Below are 24185 nucleotides of genomic sequence, written 5' to 3'. Positions count from 1 at the left end.
ACAGCTTGTCCGGGATTTGCGTGACATACACCACCACCAGCGTCTGATTAAAGTCCCCGGCACAGGGACAGGTTCGCCCGTGGAGGGCGTGCCCGGCCGTCACGATGCTATGGGAAATCACGCATGAATCTGTTCCGCTCGCTCGGTAACCTCCACCCCTTGACCTCGGCGCAAAAAGACATCTGGCTGGACCAGGCGGTACAGGCGCAGGTGCCGCTCTACAACATCTGCGGGCACGTGGAGATCGACGGCCTGCTCGACCCCGAGCGGCTGCAGCGGGCAGTCGACCGGCTGGTGCGGCGTCACCCGGCCTTGCGCACTGTACTGCGCGAAGGACAGGGGGAGGACGGCCTGCCGTTGCAGAGCTTCGTCGATGACCTGCCGGTGACGGTGCAGGTGCACGACACCCGCGAAGAGCGTGACCCGCAGGGTGCCGCTCAGGCCTGGCTGCAGGGCTATCACAGCCAGCCATTCCAGATGCACGAGGCCTCGCTGCTGCGTTTTCAGTGGGTGGCGGTCAGCGACACGCTGTCCTACCTCGGCGTGCAGGCCCACCACATCGTGCTCGATGGCTGGGGCATCGCCTTGCTGCTGCGCGACCTGGGCGAGCTGTACAGCACTGATGCACCCCTGCCGGGCGAGGCGCCATCCTACCTGCGCTACGTCGAGGACGATGCCGCCTACCGTGGCTCACGGCGCTTCGAGCGCGACCGTGCCTACTGGCTGGACAAGTACCGGCAGGTGCCCGAGCCCCTGTTCGAGCCCTTGGCCGGGGCGCACCCCAATACCTCCGGGCATCTGATCCGCCGCTACCCAGCCAGCCTGCTGGCAGGCATCGACCGCCTGGCCGACGCCCGCCAGGCCTCGCGCTTCCAGGTGCTGCTGGCGGCGGTCTACGTCTACCTGCTGCGCGCCCGTCAGCGCGACGAACTGGTCATCGGGCTGCCGCTACTCAACCGTTCCAGCGCCACCTTCCGCGAAACCGTGGGGCTGTTCACCCAGGTCAGCGCGGTGCGCCTGAACTTCGGCACCGACCTGAGCTTCGCCGAACTGGTCGACGGCATCACCCGCACGCTACGCCAGGACTACCGCGCCCAGCGCTTCGCCCTGAGCGACCTGAACCGCTCGCTGGGGCTTTTGCGCGACGGACGTGGCCAGGTGTTCGATGTGTCGGTGTCCTATGAGGTGACCGACCACCGGCTGGCCTTCGACGACACGCGTCCCTATTCGATCAAGGCCAGCAATGGTCACGAGCAGGCGCCGCTGGCCCTGCACATTCGCAGCAACCCGCACACCGACGAGGTGTGGCTGCACTTCATCTACAACCATGGGTTCTTCCGCGACCAGGACATCGAGCGCCTGGCCGAGCGTTTCATGCATGTGCTCGAGCAAGGCTTGCAGGCCCCGGAGCTGGCCGTGCAGGCCTTCGAGCTCGCCACCCCGGACGAACTGCGCCAGTTGCAGGCCTGGAACCCGCCGCTGGCGAGCACCAGCCATCCGCACACCCTGCACGGGCTGTTCGAGGCACAGGTACGGCAAAGCCCGGACGCCGTGGCGCTGCTGCATGAAGGCAGCCACCTGAGCTACGCGCAACTCAACGCGCAGGCCAACCAGGTGGCGCATTACCTGATCGGCCAGGGCGTCGGTCCCGATGACCGGGTCGCGATCTGCGTGGAGCGCGGCCCGTGGATGCTCGTCGCCGTACTGGGTGTACTCAAGGCCGGTGCCGGTTATGTGCCCATGGACCCGACGGCGCCGGCCGAGCGACTGGCCTTCATGCTGGAGGATTGCGCGCCCATGGCGCTGCTCAGCGAGCCCGACGTGCACGCCCGGTTGCCGCAGCAGGCGCTGGCCTTGCCCGGACTGGCCGGGCCACAGACGCCGGCCCTGGCCGAGCAGCCGCAACACGACCCCGAGCGTGCCGATGTACAGCCGCAGCACCTGGCCTATGTGATCTACACCTCCGGCTCCACCGGGCTGCCCAAGGGCGTGATGGTCGAGCACCGCAACGTCACCCGGCTGTTCAGCGCCGCCGCGCCGTGGCTGGTGTTTTCCGAACAGGACACCTGGGCGCTGTTCCATTCGTTTGCCTTCGACTTCTCGGTGTGGGAAATCTGGGGTGCGCTGCTGCACGGCGGGCGCCTGCTGCTGGTGCCGCAGTGGGTCAGCCGTTCGCCGGCGGACTTCTACAACCTGCTGTGCGACAGCCAGGTCACAGTGCTGAACCAGACCCCCAGCGCCTTCCGCCAGTTGATCGCTGCCCAGGGCCAACAGCCACGCGAGCACGCGCTGCGCCAGGTGATCTTCGGTGGCGAGGCCCTGGAGCCGGCCAGCCTGATTCCCTGGTACGCCTGCCCGCTGAACGCGCAGACCCACCTCTACAACCTCTACGGCATCACCGAAACCACGGTGCACGTGACCTGCTACCCACTGAGCCAGGCCGACACCCTGCGCAGCGGCAGCCCGATCGGCCGGCGCCTGGACGACCTGCGCCTGTACCTGCTCGATGCCCACGGGCAGCCCGTGCCGCCGGGTGAGGTGGGCGAGCTGTATGTGGGTGGAGCAGGGGTGGCGCGCGGCTACCTGAACCGCCCGGAACTCAATGCCGAGCGTTTCCTCGCCGATCCGTTCGTGGCCGATGCGCAGGCGCGCATGTACCGCAGTGGCGACCTGGCCCGCTGGCTGGACGATGGTTCGCTTGATTACCTGGGGCGTAACGACCAGCAGGTCAAGGTGCGTGGTTTCCGTATCGAACTGGGCGAAATCCAGGCGCGCGTGGCGCGTTGCCAGGGCGTGCGCGATGCGGTGGTGGTGGCCCGCGATGATGGTCAGGGCGGCAAACGCCTGGTCTGCTACCTGCTGGCCGAGCCGGGTGTGGTACTGGTTCCGGGCGAGCTGCGTGCCGAGCTGGCACAGCACCTGGCGGACTACATGCTGCCAGCCGCCTACGTGACCCTCGAAGCCTTCCCGCTGACCGGCAATGGCAAACTGGATCAGAAAGCCTTGCCCGAGCCTGATGACCAGGCCTACGTGCGCAGCGGCTTTGAAGCGCCGCAAGGGCCGCTGGAGCAAACCCTGGCGCGGCTATGGAGCGAGCTGCTGGGCATCGAGGCGATCAGCCGTCACGACCACTTCTTCGCGCTGGGTGGCGACTCGCTGCTGGCGGTCAAGCTGGCCGAGCGCTTGCGCGGCGAGGGCCTGGACGTCGAAGTGCGGGCGCTGTTCACCGAGCCGAGCCTGGCCGCGCTGGCCAGTCGCGTGGCGGACAGTGCCCCGGTCGCGGTGCCGGCCAACCGCATTCCGCCCGGTTGTACGCGCCTGGAACCGGGCATGCTGGCCCTGGCCGAACTGAGCCAGGCACAACTCGATGCCGTGGCCGAGGCTGTGCCGGGCGGCGCCGCGAACATCCAGGACATCTACCCGCTGGTGCCGCTGCAGGAAGGTATTTTCTATCACCATCTGGCCAGTACCCAGGGCGACCCCTATCTGCTGCAGGGCACCCTGCGCCTGGCCGACCACGCGCAGGTCGATGGCCTGGTCGCTGCACTGCAAGCGGTCATCGACCGGCATGACATCCTGCGTACCGGCATTGCCTGGGAAGGGCTGACCACGCCCATGCAGGTGGTGTGGCGCCAGGCGCCGCTGCGGGTACGGGAACACCGGCTGGCGGCAGCCGACGGTGACATCGCCGCTCAGCTGAAGGCTGCGCTCGACCCCAGCCACACCCGCCTGGACCTGCGTCAGGCGCCCATGCTGGAGCTGCATCTGGCCGAAGACCCTGGCCAGGGCTGGGTCGCGGTGCTTCTGTTCCACCACCTGATCGATGACGCCACCTCGCTGGGGCTGCTGGGCCAGGAAATCGAGGCGCACCTGCAGGGTCGCCAGGCCTCGCTGCCGGCCTCGGTACCGTACCGCAATTATGTGGCGCAAACCCTGCTGGGCAGCGACCGCGCGGCGCAGGAGGCGTTCTTCCGCGCAACCCTGGGCGATGTCGATGCCCCGACACTGCCGTTCGGTGTGGAGCAGATGCCGGTCGATGGCCAGGCCGTCGCGCAGGCCAGCCTGACCCTGGAAGCCGCGCAGGCCAGGCGCCTGCGCAGCCAGGCCCGCGAGCTGGGGGTGAGCGTCGCCAGCCTGCATCACCTGGCCTGGGCCATTGTGGTCGGGCGCCTGGCCGGGCGCGATGACGTGGTCTTCGGTACCGTGCTGATGGGCCGACTGCACGCGGGCCTGCATGCCGAACGCGCCTTGGGTATGTTCATCAACACCTTGCCGCTGCGCCTCGACACCGCCGCCAGCAGCGTGCGCGCCGCAGCGCGCCAGGCCCACGAGCGACTGGCGGCGCTGCTGGCCCACGAGCATGCGCCGCTGGCTCTGGCCCAGCGCTGCAGCGGCGTCGCCGCGCCGACACCGCTGTTCAGCGCGCTGCTCAACTATCGCCACGGCGCGGTGGCCGCCGGCGAGGGTGAGCGTCGCTGGGGCGGTTGCGTGCTGGTCGATGGCCAGGAACGTACCCACTATCCGCTGTCGATGTCGGTCGACGACCTGGGTGAGCGCTTCGAACTCACTGCCCAGATGGTGCAGGGCATCGACGCCGCGCAGGTGGTCGAGATGATGCACACGACGCTGCAGTCGCTGATCGACGCGCTGGAACAGCCCGTCGAGGTGGCGCTGCCCGAACTGGTCTGCCTGCCGGCGGCGCGCCGTCAGCGTCTGTTGCATGACTTCAATGCCACGGCCAGCGCTTATCCCACCGGGCAGCTGGTTCATGAGCTGGTCGAAGCGCAGGCCGCACGCCAGCCTGATGCGCTGGCGGTGAGCTTCCAGGGTCAGCACCTGAGCTATGAGCAACTGAACCGCCAGGCCAACCAGCTAGCGCACCGTTTGCGCGAGCTGGGGGCTGCTGCCGACCAGCGTGTGGCGATCTGTTGCCAGCGCGGCCCGGAGATGGTCGTGGGCCTGCTGGCGATCCTCAAGTCCGGCGCTGGCTATGTGCCGCTGGATCCCGACTACCCGGACGAGCGCCTGACCTACATGCTAGGTGACAGCGCGCCGCAGGTGCTGCTGACCCAGGCGGCGTTGCACCCACGCCTGGCGCAGGCCGCCTGCCCGGTGCTGTTGCTCGACGACCTGAGCCACTTCGCCGCGCACAGCGCCGAGAACCCGGCACGCCTGGAACAGGGCGCCGATTCGCTGGCCTATGTGATCTACACCTCCGGCTCCACCGGCCAGCCGAAAGGCGTGGCCATGCCCCATGCCCCCCTGGTCAACCTGCTGCACTGGCAGGTTGACCAGGGCGCAGGTGATGCTCCGGCCACGCTGCAGTTCGCAGCATTGGGCTTCGACGTGGCCTTCCAGGAAATTTTCACTGCGTTGAGTCAGGGCGCGCCGCTGTCGCTGATTCCGGCAGAGCTGCGCCTGGATTTCCCGGCCTTGTTCGAGCACCTGTGCCACGCCGAAATCGCCCGGCTCTACCTGCCGTGCCTGGCCCTGCAGGCCCTGGCCGAAGCCTTCGTGGCCAACCCGGCGTTGCAGGCCTTGCCGTGCCGGCTGCGCGAGGTGATCACCGCCGGTGAGCAATTACGCATTACCGCGCCGATTCGCGCCCTGTTCGAGCACTTGCCACAGTGCCGCCTGCACAACCATTACGGGCCGACCGAGTCGCACGTCACCAGCGCCTACACCCTGCCTGCTGACGTGGCGCAATGGCCCAGCCTGCCGCCGATCGGCCGGCCGATCGGCAACACCCGCCTGTACCTGCTCGATGCCAGCGGCCAGCCGGTGCCGGAAGGCATCGCCGGGGAAATCCATATTGGCGGCGCCTGCCTGGCGCGCGGTTACCTGAACCGCGAGCCACTGACCGCCGAGCGTTTCATCGCCGACCCGTTCAGTGACGACCCGGCGCAGCGCCTGTACAAGACCGGCGACCTGGGCCGCTATGCCCAGGACGGAGTGATCGAGTACCTGGGCCGCAACGACGATCAGGTGAAGATCCGCGGTTTCCGTGTCGAGCTGGGCGAGGTGGAAACCCGTCTGGCCGAGCACCCGGCGCTGCGCGACGTGGCCGTCAAGGCTCTGCCCGCTGAGGCCGGTCCGCGGCTGGTGGCGTGGTTCACGCAACAGCCTGGCATCGCTGCACCGAGTGCCGATGAGTTGCGCGCATACCTGCAGGCGCAGTTGCCCGACTACATGGTTCCGGCTGCCTGGGTGGCGCTGGCCGCCATGCCGGTCTCGGCCAACGGCAAGCTCGACCGCCGTGCGTTGCCGGCGCCGGGCGAAGACGCCTTCGCCAGCCAGGCCTACGAGGCACCGCAAGGCGAGCTGGAAATCACCCTGGCGGCGCTGTGGAGCGAACTGCTCGGGGTCGCCCGGGTTGGCCGCCACGACCACTTCTTTGCCCTCGGCGGCCACTCGCTGCTGGCGGTGCGCCTGATCGAGCGTCTGCGTTCGATGGGCCTGCAGGCCGACGTACGGGTGCTGTTCAGCCAGCCGACCCTGGCCGCACTGGCCGCTGCCGTGGGCCGCGACGAGCCGCAACTGCAAGTACCGTACAACCGCATTCCTGCCGATTGCTCGCGCATTACCCCGGACATGCTGGCACTGGTCGAACTGAACCAGGCCAGTCTCGATGCGTTGGCCGCGCAGGTACCCGGCGGCGCCGCGAACATTCAGGACATCTACCCGCTGGCGCCGCTGCAGGAAGGCATCCTGTACCACCACCTGCGCGCCGGACAGGGCGACCCCTACCTGTTGCAGGCCAGCTTTGCCGTGGGCAGTCGCGAGCAGTTCGACGCCTTCGTCGAGGCGCTGCACAAGGTCATCGAGCGTCACGACATCCTGCGTACCGCACTGGCCTGGGAGGGCATGCCGCAGCCGTTGCAGGTGGTGCTGCGGGATGCACCGCTGAGCGTTGAAACACTGACCCTGGATGGCGCGCAAGGGCCGGTCATCGAGCAATTGCAGGCTTTGTATGACCCGCGCCAGTGCCGCCTGGATCTGCGCCAGGCCCCGCTGATGCGCCTGGTGTGCGCCGAGGATGCCGCGAACCAGCGCTGGGTCGCGGTGCTGCTGTTCCACCACATTGCCATGGACCACGTCGCGCTGGAGGTGATGCAGGAGGAAATGCAGGCGCTGCTGAGCGGCCAGGAACACCACCTGGCCGAGCCGGTGCCGTACCGGCAGTACGTGGCGCAGGCGCGCCTGGGGGTCAGCCAGGCACGCCACGAGGCGTTCTTCACCCAGATGCTGTCCGACGTCGAGACCCCGACCTTGCCGCTGGATCTGCAACAGGTGCAGGGCGACGGCCAGGGCGTACTGGAACACCAGCTCCAGCTACCGACCGCGCTGAGCCTGCGCCTGCGCGACCTGGCACGCCAATACGGCGTCAGCCCTGCCAGCCTGCATCACCTGGCCTGGGCCCAGGTGCTGGGCGCGCTGGCCGGGCGCGACGACGTGGTGTTCGGCACCGTGCTGCTGGGCCGCATGCACAGCGGCCAGGGCGCCGAACGCGCCCTGGGCATGTTCATCAACACCTTGCCATTGCGCGTGGCGCTGGGCGAGGTGACGGTACGCCAGGCCCTGGCCGACACCCATGCGCGGCTGACCGCCTTGCTCGGCCACGAACACGCGCCGCTGGCGCTGGCGCAACGTTGCAGCGCCGTGCCGGCAGCCTTGCCGCTGTTCAGCGCGCTGCTCAACTACCGGCACAGCCCGCAGCAGCCAGAAGATGCCGAACGGCAGTGGGCCGGCGTGCAGGTCTTGCATGTCGAAGAACGCACCAACTACCCGTTCATGCTCTCGGTCGATGACCTGGGTGAAGGCTTCCTGCTCACGGTGCAGACCGTGGCGCAAGTGTCGCCGCAGCGCGTGGCCGACTACATGCACACCGCACTGGACAGCCTGGCGCAGGCGCTGCAGCACCCCGATGCGCCGCTGCACGGGGTCACCGTGCTGCCGCCAGCCGAGCGTAGCCAGCTATTCGATGCGTTCAACGCCACGGCGATGAATTACCCGGCGCAGCAGACCCTGCAGGGGCTGTTCGAGGAACAGGCAGCCCGCACACCAACTGCATCGGCAGTGGCGCATGGCGACACGGTGCTGAGCTATGCCGAACTCAACGCCCACGCCAATGCCCTGGCCAAGCACCTGATCGCCCAGGGCGTGGTGCCGGATGCGCGGGTGGGCATCTGCCTGCAACGCGGCGCGCCGATGCTGGTGGCCATGCTCGCCGTACTCAAGGCCGGTGGCGCCTATGTGCCGCTGGATCCGAATTACCCGGCTGAACGCATCGCCTACATGCTGCAAGACAGCGAGCCGGCGGCAGTGATCGGTCAGGACGCCACCCTGGCGCTGCTTGGCGACCGGGCGGTGGTAAATCTGGATAGCTTCAACTGGATCTGTGATGTACAGGCCAACCCGGTGGTGCCGGGCCTCACGTCTTCCAACCTGGCCTACCTGATCTACACCTCCGGCTCCACTGGCTTGCCCAAGGGCGTGATGATCGAGCATCGCAACGCGGTGAACTTCCTCACCTGGGCACAGCAGGCCTTCGAGCCTGAAGTGCTGAAAGACACACTGTTCTCCACCTCGCTGAACTTCGATCTGGCGGTGTACGAGTGCTTTGCGCCGCTGACCACCGGTGGTTGCGTGCACGTGGTCGAGAATGCCCTGGCCGCCAGGGAGGCGAATGTCAGCCTGATCAACACCGTGCCGTCTGCACTTAAAGCCTTGCTGGAATCCGGTGGCCTCAGTGAAGGCGTGCATACCGTCAACGTGGCCGGTGAAGCCCTCAAAGGCTCGCTGGTCGACAAGCTCTTCGCCGAAACCTCGGTGCAGCGGCTGTGCAACCTCTATGGCCCATCGGAAACCACCACCTATTCCAGTTGGGTGGCCATGGATCGGGCCGATGGCTTCGTGCCGCATATCGGCAAGCCGGTGGGCAATACGCAGTTCTACCTGCTCGACGAGCACCGTCAGCCGGTGCCTTTGGGCGTGGCCGGCGAGTTGTACATTGGCGGTGCCGGCGTGGCGCGGGGTTATCTGAACCGCGACGAGCTGACTGCCGAGCGCTTCCTCGCTGACCCATTCAGCCGCGAGCCGGGCGCGCGCATGTACCGCACTGGCGACCTGGCACGCTGGCTGGCGGACGGCAATCTGGAATACCTGGGCCGTAATGATGATCAGGTGAAGATTCGCGGCTTCCGCATCGAGCTGGGCGAAATCGAAGCGCGCCTGGCGGCTTTCGACGGCGTTCAGGATGTCGTGGTCATGGCCCGTGAGGACGTGCCGGGCGATCTTCGCCTGGTGGCCTACTACACCGGTGCCGAGCAACTGGATATCCAGAACCTGCGTGAGCATCTGCAAGGCCAGTTGCCGGAGTACATGGTGCCGGCCGCCTATGTCTATCTGGACGCTCTGCCGCTGACGCCCAACGGCAAGCTGGATCGCAAGGCGCTGCCGGTACCGGGTGCCGATGCGTTGATCAGCCGAGGCTATGAAGCGCCACAGACCGATACCGAGCGTAAGCTGGCCAGTATCTGGCAAACCCTGCTGGGTGTGGAGCAGGTCGGTCGTCACGACAACTTCTTCGAGCAGGGCGGCCACTCGCTGCTGGCGGTGAGCCTGGTCGAGCGTATGCGTGAGCAGGGCCTGAGTGCCGATGTGCGCGTGCTGTTCAGCCAGCCGACGCTGGCTGCGTTGGCGGCTGCCGTGGGCGGCAGCCACGACGTGCAGGTGCCGGATAACCTGATACCCGAAGGCTGCACCCGGATTACCCCGCAGTTGCTGCCTCTGGTCAGCCTGCAACAGGGCGAGATTGACCGCATCGTGGCGCAGATTCCGGGCGGTGCGGCGAATATCCAGGACATCTACCCGCTGGCACCGCTGCAGGAAGGCATCCTGTTCCATCACCTGAGTGCTGAACAGGGCGACCCCTATGTGTTGCAAGCGGTCTTCGCCTTCGACGGGCAGGCCCGTTTGCAGGCGTTTGCCGAGGCCCTGCAACAGGTCATCGACCGCCATGACGTGCTGCGCACCTCGCTGCTCTGGGAAGGCTTGTCGACGCCGGTGCAGGTGGTGTGGCGCCAGGCCGCGCTGAGCGTCGAGCCAGCGCCGCTGGCCGTCGACCAGGCGGATGTCGTCGCCAGCCTGCTGGCCCAGTTCGACGCCCGCCAACAGCGCCTGGATCTGGCTCAGGCGCCGTTGCTGCGCCTGGCGCATGCCGAGGACAAGGCCAACCGGCGCTGGCTGGCCGTGCTGCGCTTCCACCATGTGGTGCTGGACCACGCCGCGCTTGAAGTGGTGAACCAGGAAATGCAGGCGCTGCTGCTGGGCCACGGCCAGGCCTTGAGCCAGCCAGTGCCGTATCGCAACTACGTGGCCCAGGCCCGTCAGGGGCTGAGTGCCGAGGCCCATGAAGCCTTCTTCCGGGCGCAATTGGGCTCGCTCGCCGAGCCGACCCTGCCTTACGGCCTGGCCCCACGTGATGACGCGGGGCAGCCTATCGATGAGCAACGCCTGCGCCTGCCACACACCCTGAGCCTACGCTTGCGTGCCCAGGCGCGCCGACTGGGCGTGAGTGCGGCCAGCCTGCACCATGTGGCCTGGGCCCGGGTGCTGGGCGCGGCGAGCGGGCGCAATGACGTGGTGTTCGGCACCGTATTGCTCGGCCGTCTTGGCGGCGGGCAGGGCAGTGATCGCGCCCTGGGCATGTTCATCAACACCCTGCCATTGCGCGTCAACCTGGGGGATGCAGGCCTGGTCGAGGGGGTGAAGACCACCCATGCCAATCTGAGCGAACTGCTGGCCCACGAGCACGCGCCGCTGGCCCTGGCCCAGCGCTGCAGCGGTGTGGCCGCACCGACACCGCTGTTCAGCGCGCTGCTCAACTATCGCCACAGCTCGGCCGAGGCCATGGCCGACGCCGCAGGCTGGCAAGGCATCGAGATCCTTGCCACCAAGGAACATACCCATTACCCGCTGACCCTGGCGGTGGACGACCTGGGTGAAGCCTTCGAGCTGAGCGTGCAGGTCGAAGCCCAGGTGGGCGCGCAGCATGTCTTGGGACAAGTGCTTACCGCACTGCAAGGCCTGGTCGAAGCGCTGGAGCAAGACTCGCGACAGCCATTGCAGGTGCTGCCGGTGCTGCCGGCCGAGCAACGGCACCTGCTGTTCGAGCAGTTCAATGCCACGGCCATGAGCTATCCCGAGCAGCAGACCCTGCAGGGGCTGTTCGAGGAACAGGCAGCCCGCACACCGACTGCATCGGCAGTGGCGCATGGCGACACCGTCCTGAGCTATGCCGAACTCAACGCCCGCGCCAACGTACTGGCCCAGCATCTGATTGCCCTGGGCGTGGTGCCGGATGCCCGCGTCGGTATTTGCCTGCAACGCGGCACTTCGATGCTGGTGGCGATGCTCTCCGTACTCAAGGCCGGTGGCGCCTATGTGCCGCTGGATCCGAATTACCCGGCTGAACGTATTGCCTACATGCTGGCGGACAGCGAGCCGGCGGCAGTGATCGGCCAGGACGCTACGCTTGAGTTGCTCGGCGACCGATCGGTGGTAAATCTCGATGGCTTCGATTGGGCGGCAGGTAAAGGTATGGGCAACCCGGTGGTGCCGGGCCTGAGCTCGTCCAACCTGGCCTATCTGATCTACACCTCCGGCTCCACCGGCTTGCCCAAGGGCGTGATGATCGAGCACCGCAACGCGGTGAACTTCCTCACCTGGGCACAGCAGGCCTTCGAGCCTGAAGTGCTGCAGAACACGCTGTTTTCCACCTCGCTGAACTTCGACCTGGCGGTCTACGAGTGCTTTGCGCCGTTGACCACCGGCGGCTGCGTGCATGTGGTGGAAAACGCCCTGGCGGCACGCGAGGCGAATATCAGCCTGATCAACACCGTGCCTTCGGCCTTGAAGGCGTTGCTGGAATCCGGTGGCCTCAGTGAAGGCGTGCATACCGTCAACGTCGCCGGTGAAGCCTTGAAGGGTTCGCTGGTCGACAAGCTCTTCGCCGAAACCTCGGTGCAGCGCCTGTGCAACCTCTATGGCCCGTCGGAAACCACCACCTATTCCAGTTGGGTGGCCATGGATCGGGCCGATGGCTTCGTGCCGCATATCGGCAAACCGGTGGGCAATACCCGCTTCTACCTGCTCGACGAACACCGTCAGCCGGTGCCGCTGGGTGTAGCGGGCGAGCTGTATATCGGTGGTGCCGGCGTGGCGCGGGGTTATCTGAACCGTGACGACCTCACCGCCGAGCGTTTCCTGGCCGATCCATTCAGCGCTGAAGCGGGTGTGCGCATGTATCGCACTGGCGACCTGGCGCGCTGGCTGGCGGACGGCAACCTGGAATACCTGGGGCGTAACGACGACCAGGTGAAGATCCGCGGCTTCCGTATCGAACTGGGCGAAATCGAAGCGCGCCTGGCGGCCTTCGACGGTGTTCAGGACGCGGTGGTCATGGCCCGTGAAGACGTGCCGGGCGACCTGCGCCTGGTGGCGTACTACACCGGTGCCGAGCCGCTGGATATCCAGAGCCTGCGTGAACATCTGCAAGGCCAGTTGCCGGAGTACATGATCCCGGCGGCCTATGTGTATCTGCAGGCGCTGCCGCTGACGCCCAACGGCAAGCTGGATCGCAAGGCACTGCCGGCGCCGGGTGCCGATGCCGTGATAAGCCGGGGCTACGAAGCCCCGCAGACCGACAGGGAACGCACCCTGGCCACGATCTGGCAAAGCCTGCTGGGCGTGGAGCAGGTCGGTCGTCACGACAACTTCTTCGAGCTGGGCGGTCACTCGCTGCTGGCGGTGAGCCTGGTCGAGCGCATGCGTGAGCAAGGCCTGAGCGCCGATGTGCGCGTGCTGTTCAACCAGCCGAGCTTGGCGGCACTGGCCGCTGCCGTGGGTGAAAGCACCGACCTCGAGGTGCCGGACAACCTGATTCCCGCCGGTTGCACCCGGATTACCCCGCAGTTGCTGCCCCTGGTGACGCTGCAACAGGCCGAGATCGATCACATCACCGCGCAGATTCCGGGCGGTGCGGCGAACATCCAGGACATATACCCGCTGGCACCGCTGCAGGAGGGCATTCTCTACCATCACCTGAGCGCCAAAGCGGGCGACCCCTATGTGTTGCAAGCCACCTTCCGCTTCGACGATCACACCCGGCTGGAAGCCTTTGTTCAGGCGCTGCAGGCGGTGATCGACCGCCACGACATTCTGCGCACCAGCGTGCATTGGCAAGGCCTGGCCATCCCTGTGCAAGTGGTCTGGCGCCAGGCGCCGCTGGCCACGGAAATCGTCGAGCTGGATCAGCCCGACAGCGACCCGGTGGCCGCATTGCGGGCACGTTACAGCACTGAGCAGCAGTACCTGGATCTGACCCTGGCGCCGCTGATGCACCTGGCCTGCGCCAAAGCCGAGGGCAACACTGCAGGCCGCCAGGGCTGGGTCGCGCTGTTGCGCTTCCACCACCTGGCGCTGGATCACACCGCCCTGGCGGAGGTGAGCAACGAAATGCAGGCGCTGCTGCAAGGCCTTGGCGACACCCTGAATACGCCGATGCCGTACCGCAATTACGTGGCCCAGGCCCGCCGGGGCATCAGCGACGAAGCCCACGAAGCGTTCTTCCTGGCTCAGCTAGGGGACGTCGACGAACCGACCTTGCCCTATGGCCTGGTGCAGAGCGACAACCAGGAACCGAGCGAACATCGCCAGGCATTGCTGCCAAGCTTGAGCCAACGCCTGCGCCGCGAGGCACGGCGCCTCGGTGTGAGTGCGGCGAGCCTGCATCACCTGGCCTGGGCCCGTGTACTGGGCGCCGCCAGCGGCCGTGATGACGTGGTGTTCGGCACCGTACTGCTGGGCCGCCTCAATGGTGGGCAGGGCAGTGACCGGGCCCTGGGCATGTTCATCAACACCCTGCCGCTGCGCATCAACTTGGCCGACATGCCACTGCCTGCGGCATTGAAGACCACCCACGCCAACCTCAGCGAACTGCTGATCCACGAGCATGCACCACTGGCCCTGGCCCAGCGCTGCAGCGGCGTGGCCGCCCCGGCACCGTTGTTCAGCGCACTGCTCAACTATCGACACAGCACCGACCATCTGGCATTGGCGTCGGCCTGGCACGGCATCGAGGTGATGCAAGCGCACGAGCGCACGCACTATCCGTTGACCCTGTCGGTGGATGACCGGGGCGAGTCCTTCGAGCTGACCGTCCAGGTCGAGCCGCGCATCGACGCGCAAAGCGTTCTGGAACAGATGCTGACAGTACTGGAAGCGCTGGTCGAAGCGTTGGAGCGGGGTACCCAGGTGCCTCTGCGTGCGCTGCCGGTGCTGCCGGCCGAGCAACGGCACCTGCTGTTCGAGCAGTTCAATGCCACGGCCATGAGCTATCCCGAGCAGCAGACCCTGCAGGGGCTGTTCGAGGAACAGGCAGCCCGCACACCGACTGCACCGGCAGTGGCGCATGGCGACACGGTGCTGAGCTATGCCGAACTCAACGCCCGCGCCAACGTACTGGCCCAACACCTGATTGCCCAGGGCGTGGTGCCGGACGCGCGGGTGGGCATCTGCCTGCAACGCGGTACTTCGATGCTGGTGGCGATGCTCGCCGTACTCAAGGCCGGCGGTGCCTATGTGCCGCTGGATCCGAATTACCCGGCTGAACGCATCGCCTACATGCTTCAAGACAGCGAGCCGGCGGCGGTGATCGGCCAGGACGCTACTCTGGAGCTGCTTGGCGATCGATCGGTGGTAAATATTGACGGTTTTGACTGGAATTGTGATGTGCAGGGCAACCCGGTGGTGCCGGGCCTCACGTCTGCGAACCTGGCCTATCTGATCTACACCTCCGGCTCCACCGGCTTGCCGAAAGGGGTGATGATCGAACACCGCAACGCGGTGAACTTCCTGACCTGGGCACAGCAGGCCTTCGAGCCTGAAGTGCTGAAAGACACCCTGTTCTCCACCTCGCTGAACTTCGACCTGGCGGTGTACGAGTGCTTTGCGCCGTTGACCACCGGGGGCTGCGTGCACGTCGTGGAAAACGCCCTGGCGGCGCGCGAGGCGAATGTCAGCCTGATCAACACCGTACCGTCGGCCTTGAAGGCGTTGCTGGAATCCGGTGGCCTGAACGAAGGTGTACACACCGTCAACGTCGCTGGTGAAGCCTTGAAGGGTTCGCTGGTCGACAAGCTCTTCGCCGAAACCTCGGTGCAGCGCCTGTGCAACCTCTATGGCCCGTCGGAAACCACCACCTATTCCAGTTGGGTGGCGATGGACCGTGCCGATGGCTTTGCCGCGCACATCGGCAAGCCGGTGGCCAATACCCGGTTCTACCTGCTCGACGAACACCGTCAGCCGGTGCCGCTGGGCGTACCGGGCGAGCTGTATATCGGCGGTGCCGGTGTTGCTCGTGGCTACTTGAACCGTGACGACCTGACTGCCGAACGCTTCATCACACACGCCGAGTTTGGTCGTCTGTACCGTACTGGCGACCTGGCGCGCTGGCTACAAGACGGCAACCTGGAGTACCTGGGGCGTAATGACGACCAGGTGAAGATCCGTGGTTTCCGTATCGAGCTGGGCGAGATCGAAGCGCGCCTGGCGGCTTTCGACGGTGTTCAGGATGCCGTGGTCATGGCCCGTGAAGACGTGCCGGGTGATCTGCGTCTGGTGGCGTACTACACCGGTGCCGAGCAACAGGATATCCAGAGCCTGCGTGAACATCTGCAAGGGCAACTGCCGGATTACATGGTTCCGGCGGCCTACGTGTATCTGGACGCGCTACCGCTGACGCCCAACGGCAAGCTGGATCGCAAGGCGCTGCCGGTACCGGGTGCCGATGCGCTAATCAGCCGGGGCTATGAAGCGCCGCAGAGCGACACCGAACGCACCCTGGTCACGATCTGGCAGACCCTGCTGGGTGTGGAGCAGGTAGGTCGTCACGACAACTTCTTCGAGCTGGGCGGTCACTCGCTGCTGGCGGTGAGCCTGGTCGAGCGCATGCGCGAACAGGGCTTGAGTGCCGATGTGCGTGTGCTGTTCAGCCAGCCGACACTGGCGGCGTTGGCGGCTGCCGTTGGCGGCAACCACGACGTGCTGGTGCCGGATAACCTGATTCCCGCAGGCTGCACGCAGATCACTCCGGAGCTGCTGCCTCTGGTCAGCCTGCAACAGGCCGAGATCGATCACATCACCGCGCAGATTCCGGGCGGCGCAGCGAACATTCAGGACATCTACCCGCTGGCACCACTGCAGGAAGGCATCCTCTATCACCACCTGAGCGCTGAGCGGGATGACCCCTATGCGCGTCAGGCGGCTTTCCAATTCGACAGCCACGAGCGCCTGAGCGCATTCGCCCAGGCCCTGCAACAGGTCATCGATCGTCACGACATGCTGCGCAGCAGCGTGCACTGGCAAGGCCTGGCCGCTCCTGTGCAAGTGGTGTGGCGCCAGGCAAGGTTGCAACTGCAAGCCGTGGACACTGACGAACAAGGTCAGATCCAGTGCTCTGCTGCCACCTTCGACCTCGGCCAGGCCCCGCAATTGCGGCTGCTGTGCGCACCACTGGGCAGCGGCCCGCGCTGGCAGGCCCTGCTGCAGTTCCATCACCTGGCGCTGGATCACACCGCGCTGAAAACCATCACCCAGGAAATCCAGGCCCTGCTGCAAGGGCAGGGCGACAGCCTGGGCGCTCCGGTGCCGTACCGCAATTACGTGGTTCAGGCACGTCTGGGCGTGAGTGATCAAGCGCATGAGGCGTTCTTCCGGGCACAGCTAGGCAGCGTCGACGAACCGACCCTGCCGTATGGTCTGGCGCAAAACGACGGCCAGGACCTGAGCGAATATCGCCTGGTCCTTAGCCCGGCGCTGAGCCAGCGCCTGCGCACCCAGGCACGGCGCCTGGGCGTGAGCGCGGCGAGCCTGCACCACCTGGCCTGGGCGCGGGTGCTCGGCGCGGCGAGCGGGCGTGATGACGTGGTGTTCGGCACCGTATTGCTCGGCCGCTTGAGCGGTGGGCAGGGCAGTGATCGCGCCTTGGGCATGTTCATCAACACCCTGCCGCTGCGTGTGGATGTCGGCGCCATGACCCTGGCCGAGGCCGTGAAGCGTACCCACGCCAACCTCAGCGAACTGCTGGCCCATGAGCATGCGCCGCTGGCTCTGGCCCAGCGTTGCAGTGGTGTGGCCGCACCGGCACCGTTGTTCACCGCGCTGCTCAACTACCGGCACAGCGCCGACGCCGCACAGGCGGGCACTCATCCGATCTGGGAGGGCATCGAAGCCGTGGCGGCGCAAGAGCGCACCCATTACCCGCTGACCCTGTCGGTGGACGACCTTGGCGACACCTTTGCCCTCAGCGTGCTGGCCGCGCCGGGTGTGGCCGCCGAAAGGGTCGCCGAACACATGCGCAACGCGCTGCAGGGCCTGGCCCAGGGGCTGGAACACAACCTGAAAACCCCGCTGTGCAAGGTTCCTGTGCTGGCGGCGGATGAGCGCGCGCAGGTACTGGGTTTCAACCCGGCAGCCAGCGACTACCCGCGTGAGCAGACCCTGCACAGCCTGTTCGCAGCCCAGGCCCAGTCCAGCCCGGACGCCCTGGCGGTGATCGACGGCGAGGTTCAGTTGAACTACGTCGAACTGAATGCCCGCGCCAACCAGCTAGCTCATCACCTGGTCGCTCAAGGCGTTGTTCCAGGCAGCAAGATCGCCTTGCTGCTGCCGCGCTCGGCAGATCTGCTGATTGCGCAACTGGCGGTGCTCAAGTGTGCAGCGGCCTACGTGCCGCTGGACGTGCATGCCCCAATGGAACGTCAGGCCTTTATGCTCGACGACTGCCAGGCGGTGTGCCTGATCAGCCTCAGCCACGAGCCAGGTGCCCACGACCTGCCACGTCTGGATCTGGATCGCCTCGATCTGAGCGGCCAAGCCACGCACGACCTGACAGTGGAGCAGGCCGCCGATACCCCGGCCTACGTGATGTACACCTCCGGCTCCACCGGCCAGCCGAAAGGCGTGGTGGTGCCGCATCGTGCCATTGCCCGCCTGGTGCTGAACAACGGCTACGCCGAGTTCAACGCCCAGGATCGCGTGGCCTTTGCCGCCAACCCGGCGTTCGATGCCAGCACCCTGGAAGTCTGGGCACCGCTGCTCAATGGCGGCGCGGTGGTGGTGGTCGAGCAGAATGTGTTGCTGAACCGTAGCCGCTTTACCGCGCTACTTACCGAACAGGCGGTCACTGTTCTGTGGCTGACCGCTGGCTTGTTCCACCAATACGCTGCAAGCCTGTACGGCGCATTCAGCCGCCTGCGCTGCCTGATCGTTGGTGGCGACGTGCTGGATCCGGCAGTGATTGCCGGTGTGCTTGAAAACGGCGCACCACAGCATTTGCTCAATGGCTACGGCCCGACCGAGGCCACGACGTTCTCCAGCACCTACGAGATCCGCGAAGCCGGGCAGGGCAGCGTACCCATCGGTCGCCCGCTGGCCAATACCCAGCTCTATGTACTCGATGCCCAGCAGCAACTGGCCCCGCTGGGCGTGGCCGGTGAGCTGTATATCGGCGGCGATGGCCTGGCCGTGGGGTATCTCAACCAGCCGGAGCTGACTGCCGAGCGCTTTATCCAGCACGCCGAACTGGGGCGTCTGTACCGCACCGGCGACCTGGTGCGCTGGCTCGCGGACGGCAACCTGGAATACCTGGGGCGTAACGACAACCAGATCAAGCTGCGCGGTTTCCGTATCGAACTGGGTGAGATCGAAGCTTCCCTGGCCCGATACAACGGTATCGAAGCCAGCGCCGTGCTGCTGCGCGAAGACACCCCAGGCGACAAGCGTCTGGTCGCCTACTTCACCGCCGCGCAAGCCGTGGCCATCGAAGCCCTGCGCGATCATCTGCAGGGCGAGCTGCCGGAATACATGGTGCCGAGCGCCTACGTGCAGCTAGACAGCCTGCCGCTGACCGCCAACGGCAAGCTGGATCGCAAGGCGCTGCCAGCGCCGGATGCCAGTGCACTGCTGAGCCGCGCCTATGAAGCGCCGCAAACCGATACCGAACGCACCCTGGCGGCCATCTGGCAGAGCCTGCTGGGTGTGGAGCAGGTTGGGCGGCATGACAACTTCTTCGAGCTGGGCGGTCACTCGCTGCTGGCGGTGAGCCTGGTCGAGCGCATGCGTGAGCAGGGCCTGAGCGCCGATGTGCGCGTGCTGTTCAGCCAGCCAAGCCTGGCGGCACTGGCCGCTGCCGTGGGTGAAAGCACCGACATCAAGGTGCCGGAGAACCTGATCCCGCCAGGCTGCACCCGGATCACCCCGGAACTGCTACCTCTGGTGGAGCTGCAACAGAGCGAGATCGACCGCATCGTCGCGGCAATTCCGGGCGGCGCGGCGAACATTCAGGACATCTACCCGTTGGCGCCGCTGCAGGAAGGCATCCTCTATCACCACCTCAGCGCCGAGGCGAGCGACCCCTACGTTTTGCAGGCGACCTTCCGCTTTGCCGATCAGTCGCGGCTGGAGGCCTTTGCCCAGGCGCTGCAGGCGGTCATCGACCGCCACGACATTCTGCGCACCAGTGTGCACTGGCAAGGGCTGGCGCAGCCGCTGCAAGTGGTCTGGCGGCAGGCGCCGCTGGCACGCGACACCCTTGAGTTCGATGCACCCGACGGCGATCTTCTCGCCGCCCTGCAGGCCCGCTACAGCAACGAACGCCAGCGTCTTGACCTGGCCCGCGCACCGCTGCTGCACCTGGCGTGCAGCCCGGTTCCCGGCACCCAGGGCTGGGTCGCGCTACTGCGTTTCCACCATCTGGTGCTCGACCATACTGCCCTTGAAGTGGTGAACCAGGAAATGCAGGCCGTGCTGCAAGGTCAGGGCGACAGCCTGGGGGCGCCGGTGCCGTACCGCAACTACGTGGCCCAGGCGCGCCTGGGCGTCAGCGATGCAGCGCATGAAGCGTTCTTCCGTGCCCAGCTGGGCAGTGTCGAAGAGCCGACCTTGGCCTATGGCCTGGCGCATCACGACGGCCAGGGCCTGAGCGAGTATCGCCTGGCCCTGAGCGCGGCGCTGAGCCAGCGCCTGCGCAGCCAGGCACGGCGCCTGGGCGTGAGTGCGGCGAGCCTGCACCACCTGGCCTGGGCCCGGGTGCTGGGCGCGGCGAGCGGGCGCGATGACGTGGTGTTCGGCACGGTTCTGTTCGGCCGCCTGAGTGGCGGGCAGGGCAGTGACCGGGCCCTGGGCATGTTTATCAACACCCTGCCGCTGCGTGTGGATGTCGGCGCCATGACCCTGGCCGAGGCCGTGAAGCGCACCCACGCCAACCTCAGCGAACTGCTGGCCCATGAGCACGCGCCGCTGGCTCTGGCACAGCGTTGCAGTGGCGTGGCCGCCCCGGCCCCGCTGTTCAGCGCGCTGCTCAACTACCGGCATAGCGCCGACGCCGAGCAGGCGGGCGCGCACCCGGCCTGGCAGGGCATCGAAGCCCTGGCAGCGCAAGAGCGCACCCATTACCCGCTGACCCTGTCGGTGGACGACCTTGGCGACACCTTCGCCCTCAGCGTGCTGGCCGCGCCGGGTGTGGCCGCCGAACGGGTCGCCGAACACATGCACAACGCGCTGTTGGGCCTGGCCCAGGCTCTGGAGCATGATCTGGAAACCCCGCTCTGCGCCGTGCCGGTGCTGGCGGACGCCGAGCGTGAGCAGGTGCTGAGCTTCAACCCAGCAGCCAGCGACTATCCGCGCGAGCAGAGCCTGCACAGCCTGTTCGCAGCTCAAGCCCAGACCAGCCCGGACGCCCTGGCCGTGATCGACGGCGAGGCTCAGCTGAGCTACGCAGAGCTCAATAGCCGTGCCAACCAGCTTGCGCATCACCTGGTCGCTCAAGGCGTTGTTCCAGGCAGCAAGATCGCCTTGCTGCTGCCGCGCTCGGCAGATCTGCTGATTGCGCAACTGGCGGTGCTCAAGTGTGCAGCGGCCTACGTGCCGCTGGACGTGCATGCTCCAGTGGAACGTCAGGCCTTTATGCTCGACGACTGCCAGGCGGTGTGCCTGATCAGCCTTAGCCACGAGCCTGCCGTGCATGAGTTGCCACGCGTCGACCTAGATCGCCTCGATCTGAGCGGCCAAGCCACGCACGACCTGACAGTGGAGCAGGCCGCCGATACCCCGGCCTATGTGATGTACACCTCCGGCTCCACCGGTCAGCCAAAAGGCGTGGTGGTGCCGCATCGCGCCGTAGCGCGTCTGGTCATCAACAACGGCTATGCCGAGTTCAACGCCAACGACCGCGTGGCCTTTGCCGCCAACCCGGCGTTCGATGCCAGCACCCTGGAAGTCTGGGCACCGCTGCTCAATGGCGGCGCCGTGGTGGTGGTCGAGCAGAATGTGTTGCTGGATCGCGCGCGCTTTGCTGCACTGCTCGATAAGCAGGCAGTCAGCGTGCTGTGGATGACCGCCGGCCTGTTCCATCAATACGCCGCCAGCCTGTACCCGGCCTTCAGCCGCCTGCGCTACCTGATCGTTGGCGGCGATGTGCTGGATCCCGCGGTGATCGCTGGCGTACTTAAAAACGGCGCGCCGCAACACCTGCTCAATGGCTACGGCCCGACCGAAGCCACCACCTTCTCCAGCACCTACGAGATCCGCGAAGCCGGGCAGGGCAGCGTGCCTATCGGCCGGCCGTTGGCCAATACCCAACTGTACGTCCTGGATGCCCAGCAACAGTTTGCGCCTCTGGGCGTGGCCGGTGAGCTGTATATCGGCGGCGATGGCCTGGCCGTGGGCTACCTGAACCAGCCGGAGCTGACTGCCGAGCGCTTCATCCAGCACCCTCAGTTGGGCCGTCTGTACCGCACCGGCGACCTGGTGCGCTGGCTGGTGGACGGCAACCTGGAGTACCTGGGGCGTAACGACAGCCAGATCAAACTGCGCGGTTTCCGTATCGAACTGGGCGAGATCGAAGCGCGCTTGGCGCAATTTGAAAACTTCCAGGAAAGCGCCGTGCTGCTGCGTGAAGACACCCCGGGCGACAAGCGTCTGGTTGCCTACTTCACCGCCGCGCAAGCCGTGGCCATCGAAGCCCTGCGCGATCATCTGCAAGGTGAGCTGCCGGAGTACATGCTGCCCAGCGCCTATGTACAACTGGACAGCCTGCCGCTGACCGCCAATGGCAAGCTTGATCGCAAGGCCTTGCCAGCGCCGGATGCCAGCGCACTGCTGAGCCGCGCCTATGAAGCGCCGCAAACCGATACCGAATGCACCTTGGCGGCCATCTGGCAGACCCTGCTGGGTGTGGAGCAGGTCGGTCGGCACGACAACTTCTTCGAGCTGGGCGGTCACTCGCTGCTGGTGGTAAGCCTGGTCGAGCGCATGCGTGAGCAGGGGCTGAGCGCCGATGTACGCGTGCTGTTCAGCCAGCCGACGCTGGCGGCACTGGCCGCTGCCGTAGGGGAAAACACCGACATCGAGGTGCCGGCCAACCTGATTCCACAGGGCTGCACCCGGATCACCCCGGAACTGCTGCCGCTGGTCGAGCTGCAACAGACCGAAATCGACCGCATCGTGTCGGCAATTCCGGGCGGGGCAGCGAATATCCAGGACATCTACCCGCTGGCGCCGCTGCAGGAAGGCATCCTTTACCATCACCTCAGTGCCGAGCAGGGCGACCCCTATGTGCTGCAGTCGCAGTACGCCTTCGCCAGCCAGGCTCACCTGCAGGCCTTTATCCAGGCCCTGCAGCAGGTGGTCGTGCGCCACGACATCCTGCGCACCAGCGTGCATTGGCATGCGCTGAACAATCCGGTGCAAGTGGTCTGCCGCGAAGCCCGGCTGCTACCGGAGTGGCTGACGCTGGATGCCACTGCGGGTGATATCGCTGCCCAGCTAGGCCAGCGCTTCGATGCCACGCACTACCGCCTGGATCTGACCCGCGCGCCGCTGCTGCACCTGGCCTGTGCCGAAGATGCCGCCAATGGGCGTTGGGTATTGAATCTGCTGTTCCATCACCTGGTGCTGGATCACACCGCCCTGGCGGTGGTGCAGGCAGAGATGCAGGCCCTGCTGCTGGGCCAGGGCGACAGCCTGGCCGCCGCGGCGCCGTATCGCAACTACGTGGCCCAGGCACGCCTGGGTGTCAGCGCCGAAGCCCATGAAGCCTTCTTCCGCGAGCAACTGGCGGACGTGACCGAGCCGACCCTGCCATTCGGCGAATATGATGTGCAGGGCGACGGCCAGGGCATCGAGGAGGCCAAGCGCTTGCTGCCCGAGGCGTTGAGCGCGGCCCTGCGTGCCCAGGCACGACAATGGGGCGTCAGCGCCGCCAGCCTGCTGCACCTGGGCTGGGCGCGCGTGCTGGGCGTCACCAGCGGGCGCAGCGACGTGGTGTTCGGCACCGTGTTGCTGGGCCGTCTGCAAGCGGGTGTCGGCGCCGAGCGGGCACTCGGCATGTTCATCAACACGCTGCCGCTGCGCCTGAACCTCGAAGGTCTCAGCGTGGCCCAGGGGGTACGCACTGCGCATGCCCAGCTCACCGAACTGCTGGCCCACGAGCATGCCTCTCTCGCGTTGGCCCAACGTTGCAGCGGTATCCAGGGTCAGGCGCCGCTGTTCAGCGCCTTGCTCAACTACCGCCACAGCGCGGCGGACGACAGCCAGCAAAGCACCCAGGCTTGGGATGGCATGCAGGCCCTGAATGGCCGCGAACGCACCAACTATCCGTTGGCCCTGAACGTCGACGACCTCGGCGAAGGTTTCGAAATCACCGCCTTGGCTACCGTCAGCATCGGCGCACAGCGGGTCTGCGATTACCTGCAGAGCGTGCTTGAAGCGCTGGTCGCTGCGCTGCAGCACGCGCCCGACAGCGCCCTTGAGCAGGTGAGTCTACTGCGAGGCGCCGAGCGTCAGCGTCTGCTGGCCCTGGGCGGTGACACCCAGCCGTGCGCCAACACCCCGGCGGTGCACCGTCAGTTCGAGGCCCAGGCGCTGGCCCGACCGCAAGCCATCGCGCTGCGCTACGAGGAACAGAGCCTGACGTACGGCGAGCTCAACGCCCGTGCCAACCAGGTCGCGCATCATCTGCTGGCCCAGGGCATCGGTGCCGATGACCGCGTGGCGCTGTGCCTGGCGCGCGGCCCGCAACTGATCGTCGGCCTGCTCGGCGTACTCAAGGCGGGTGCCGGCTA

Annotated in this window: 1 protein-coding gene (cut by a window edge); it reads left to right on the top strand. The window is 66.5% G+C overall.

Features of this window, described 5'->3' with window-relative positions:
* Nucleotides 1-123: 123 nt before the first annotated feature.
* Nucleotides 124-24185, top strand: partial view of a non-ribosomal peptide synthase/polyketide synthase gene (locus tag OU800_RS12500; RefSeq protein ID WP_268177598.1) — the 5' portion only. Its footprint extends 4741 nt past the window's final position; only the first 24062 of its 28803 coding nucleotides appear in the window; the start codon lies at nt 124-126; its stop codon lies beyond the right edge, outside the window.

The sequence above is a fragment of the Pseudomonas sp. GOM7 genome (genome assembly GCF_026723825.1).
GTDB lineage: Bacteria > Pseudomonadota > Gammaproteobacteria > Pseudomonadales > Pseudomonadaceae > Aquipseudomonas.
The sequence above is the reverse complement of the archived record's forward strand: the minus strand, read 5'-3'. Positions and strand labels throughout refer to the sequence as shown.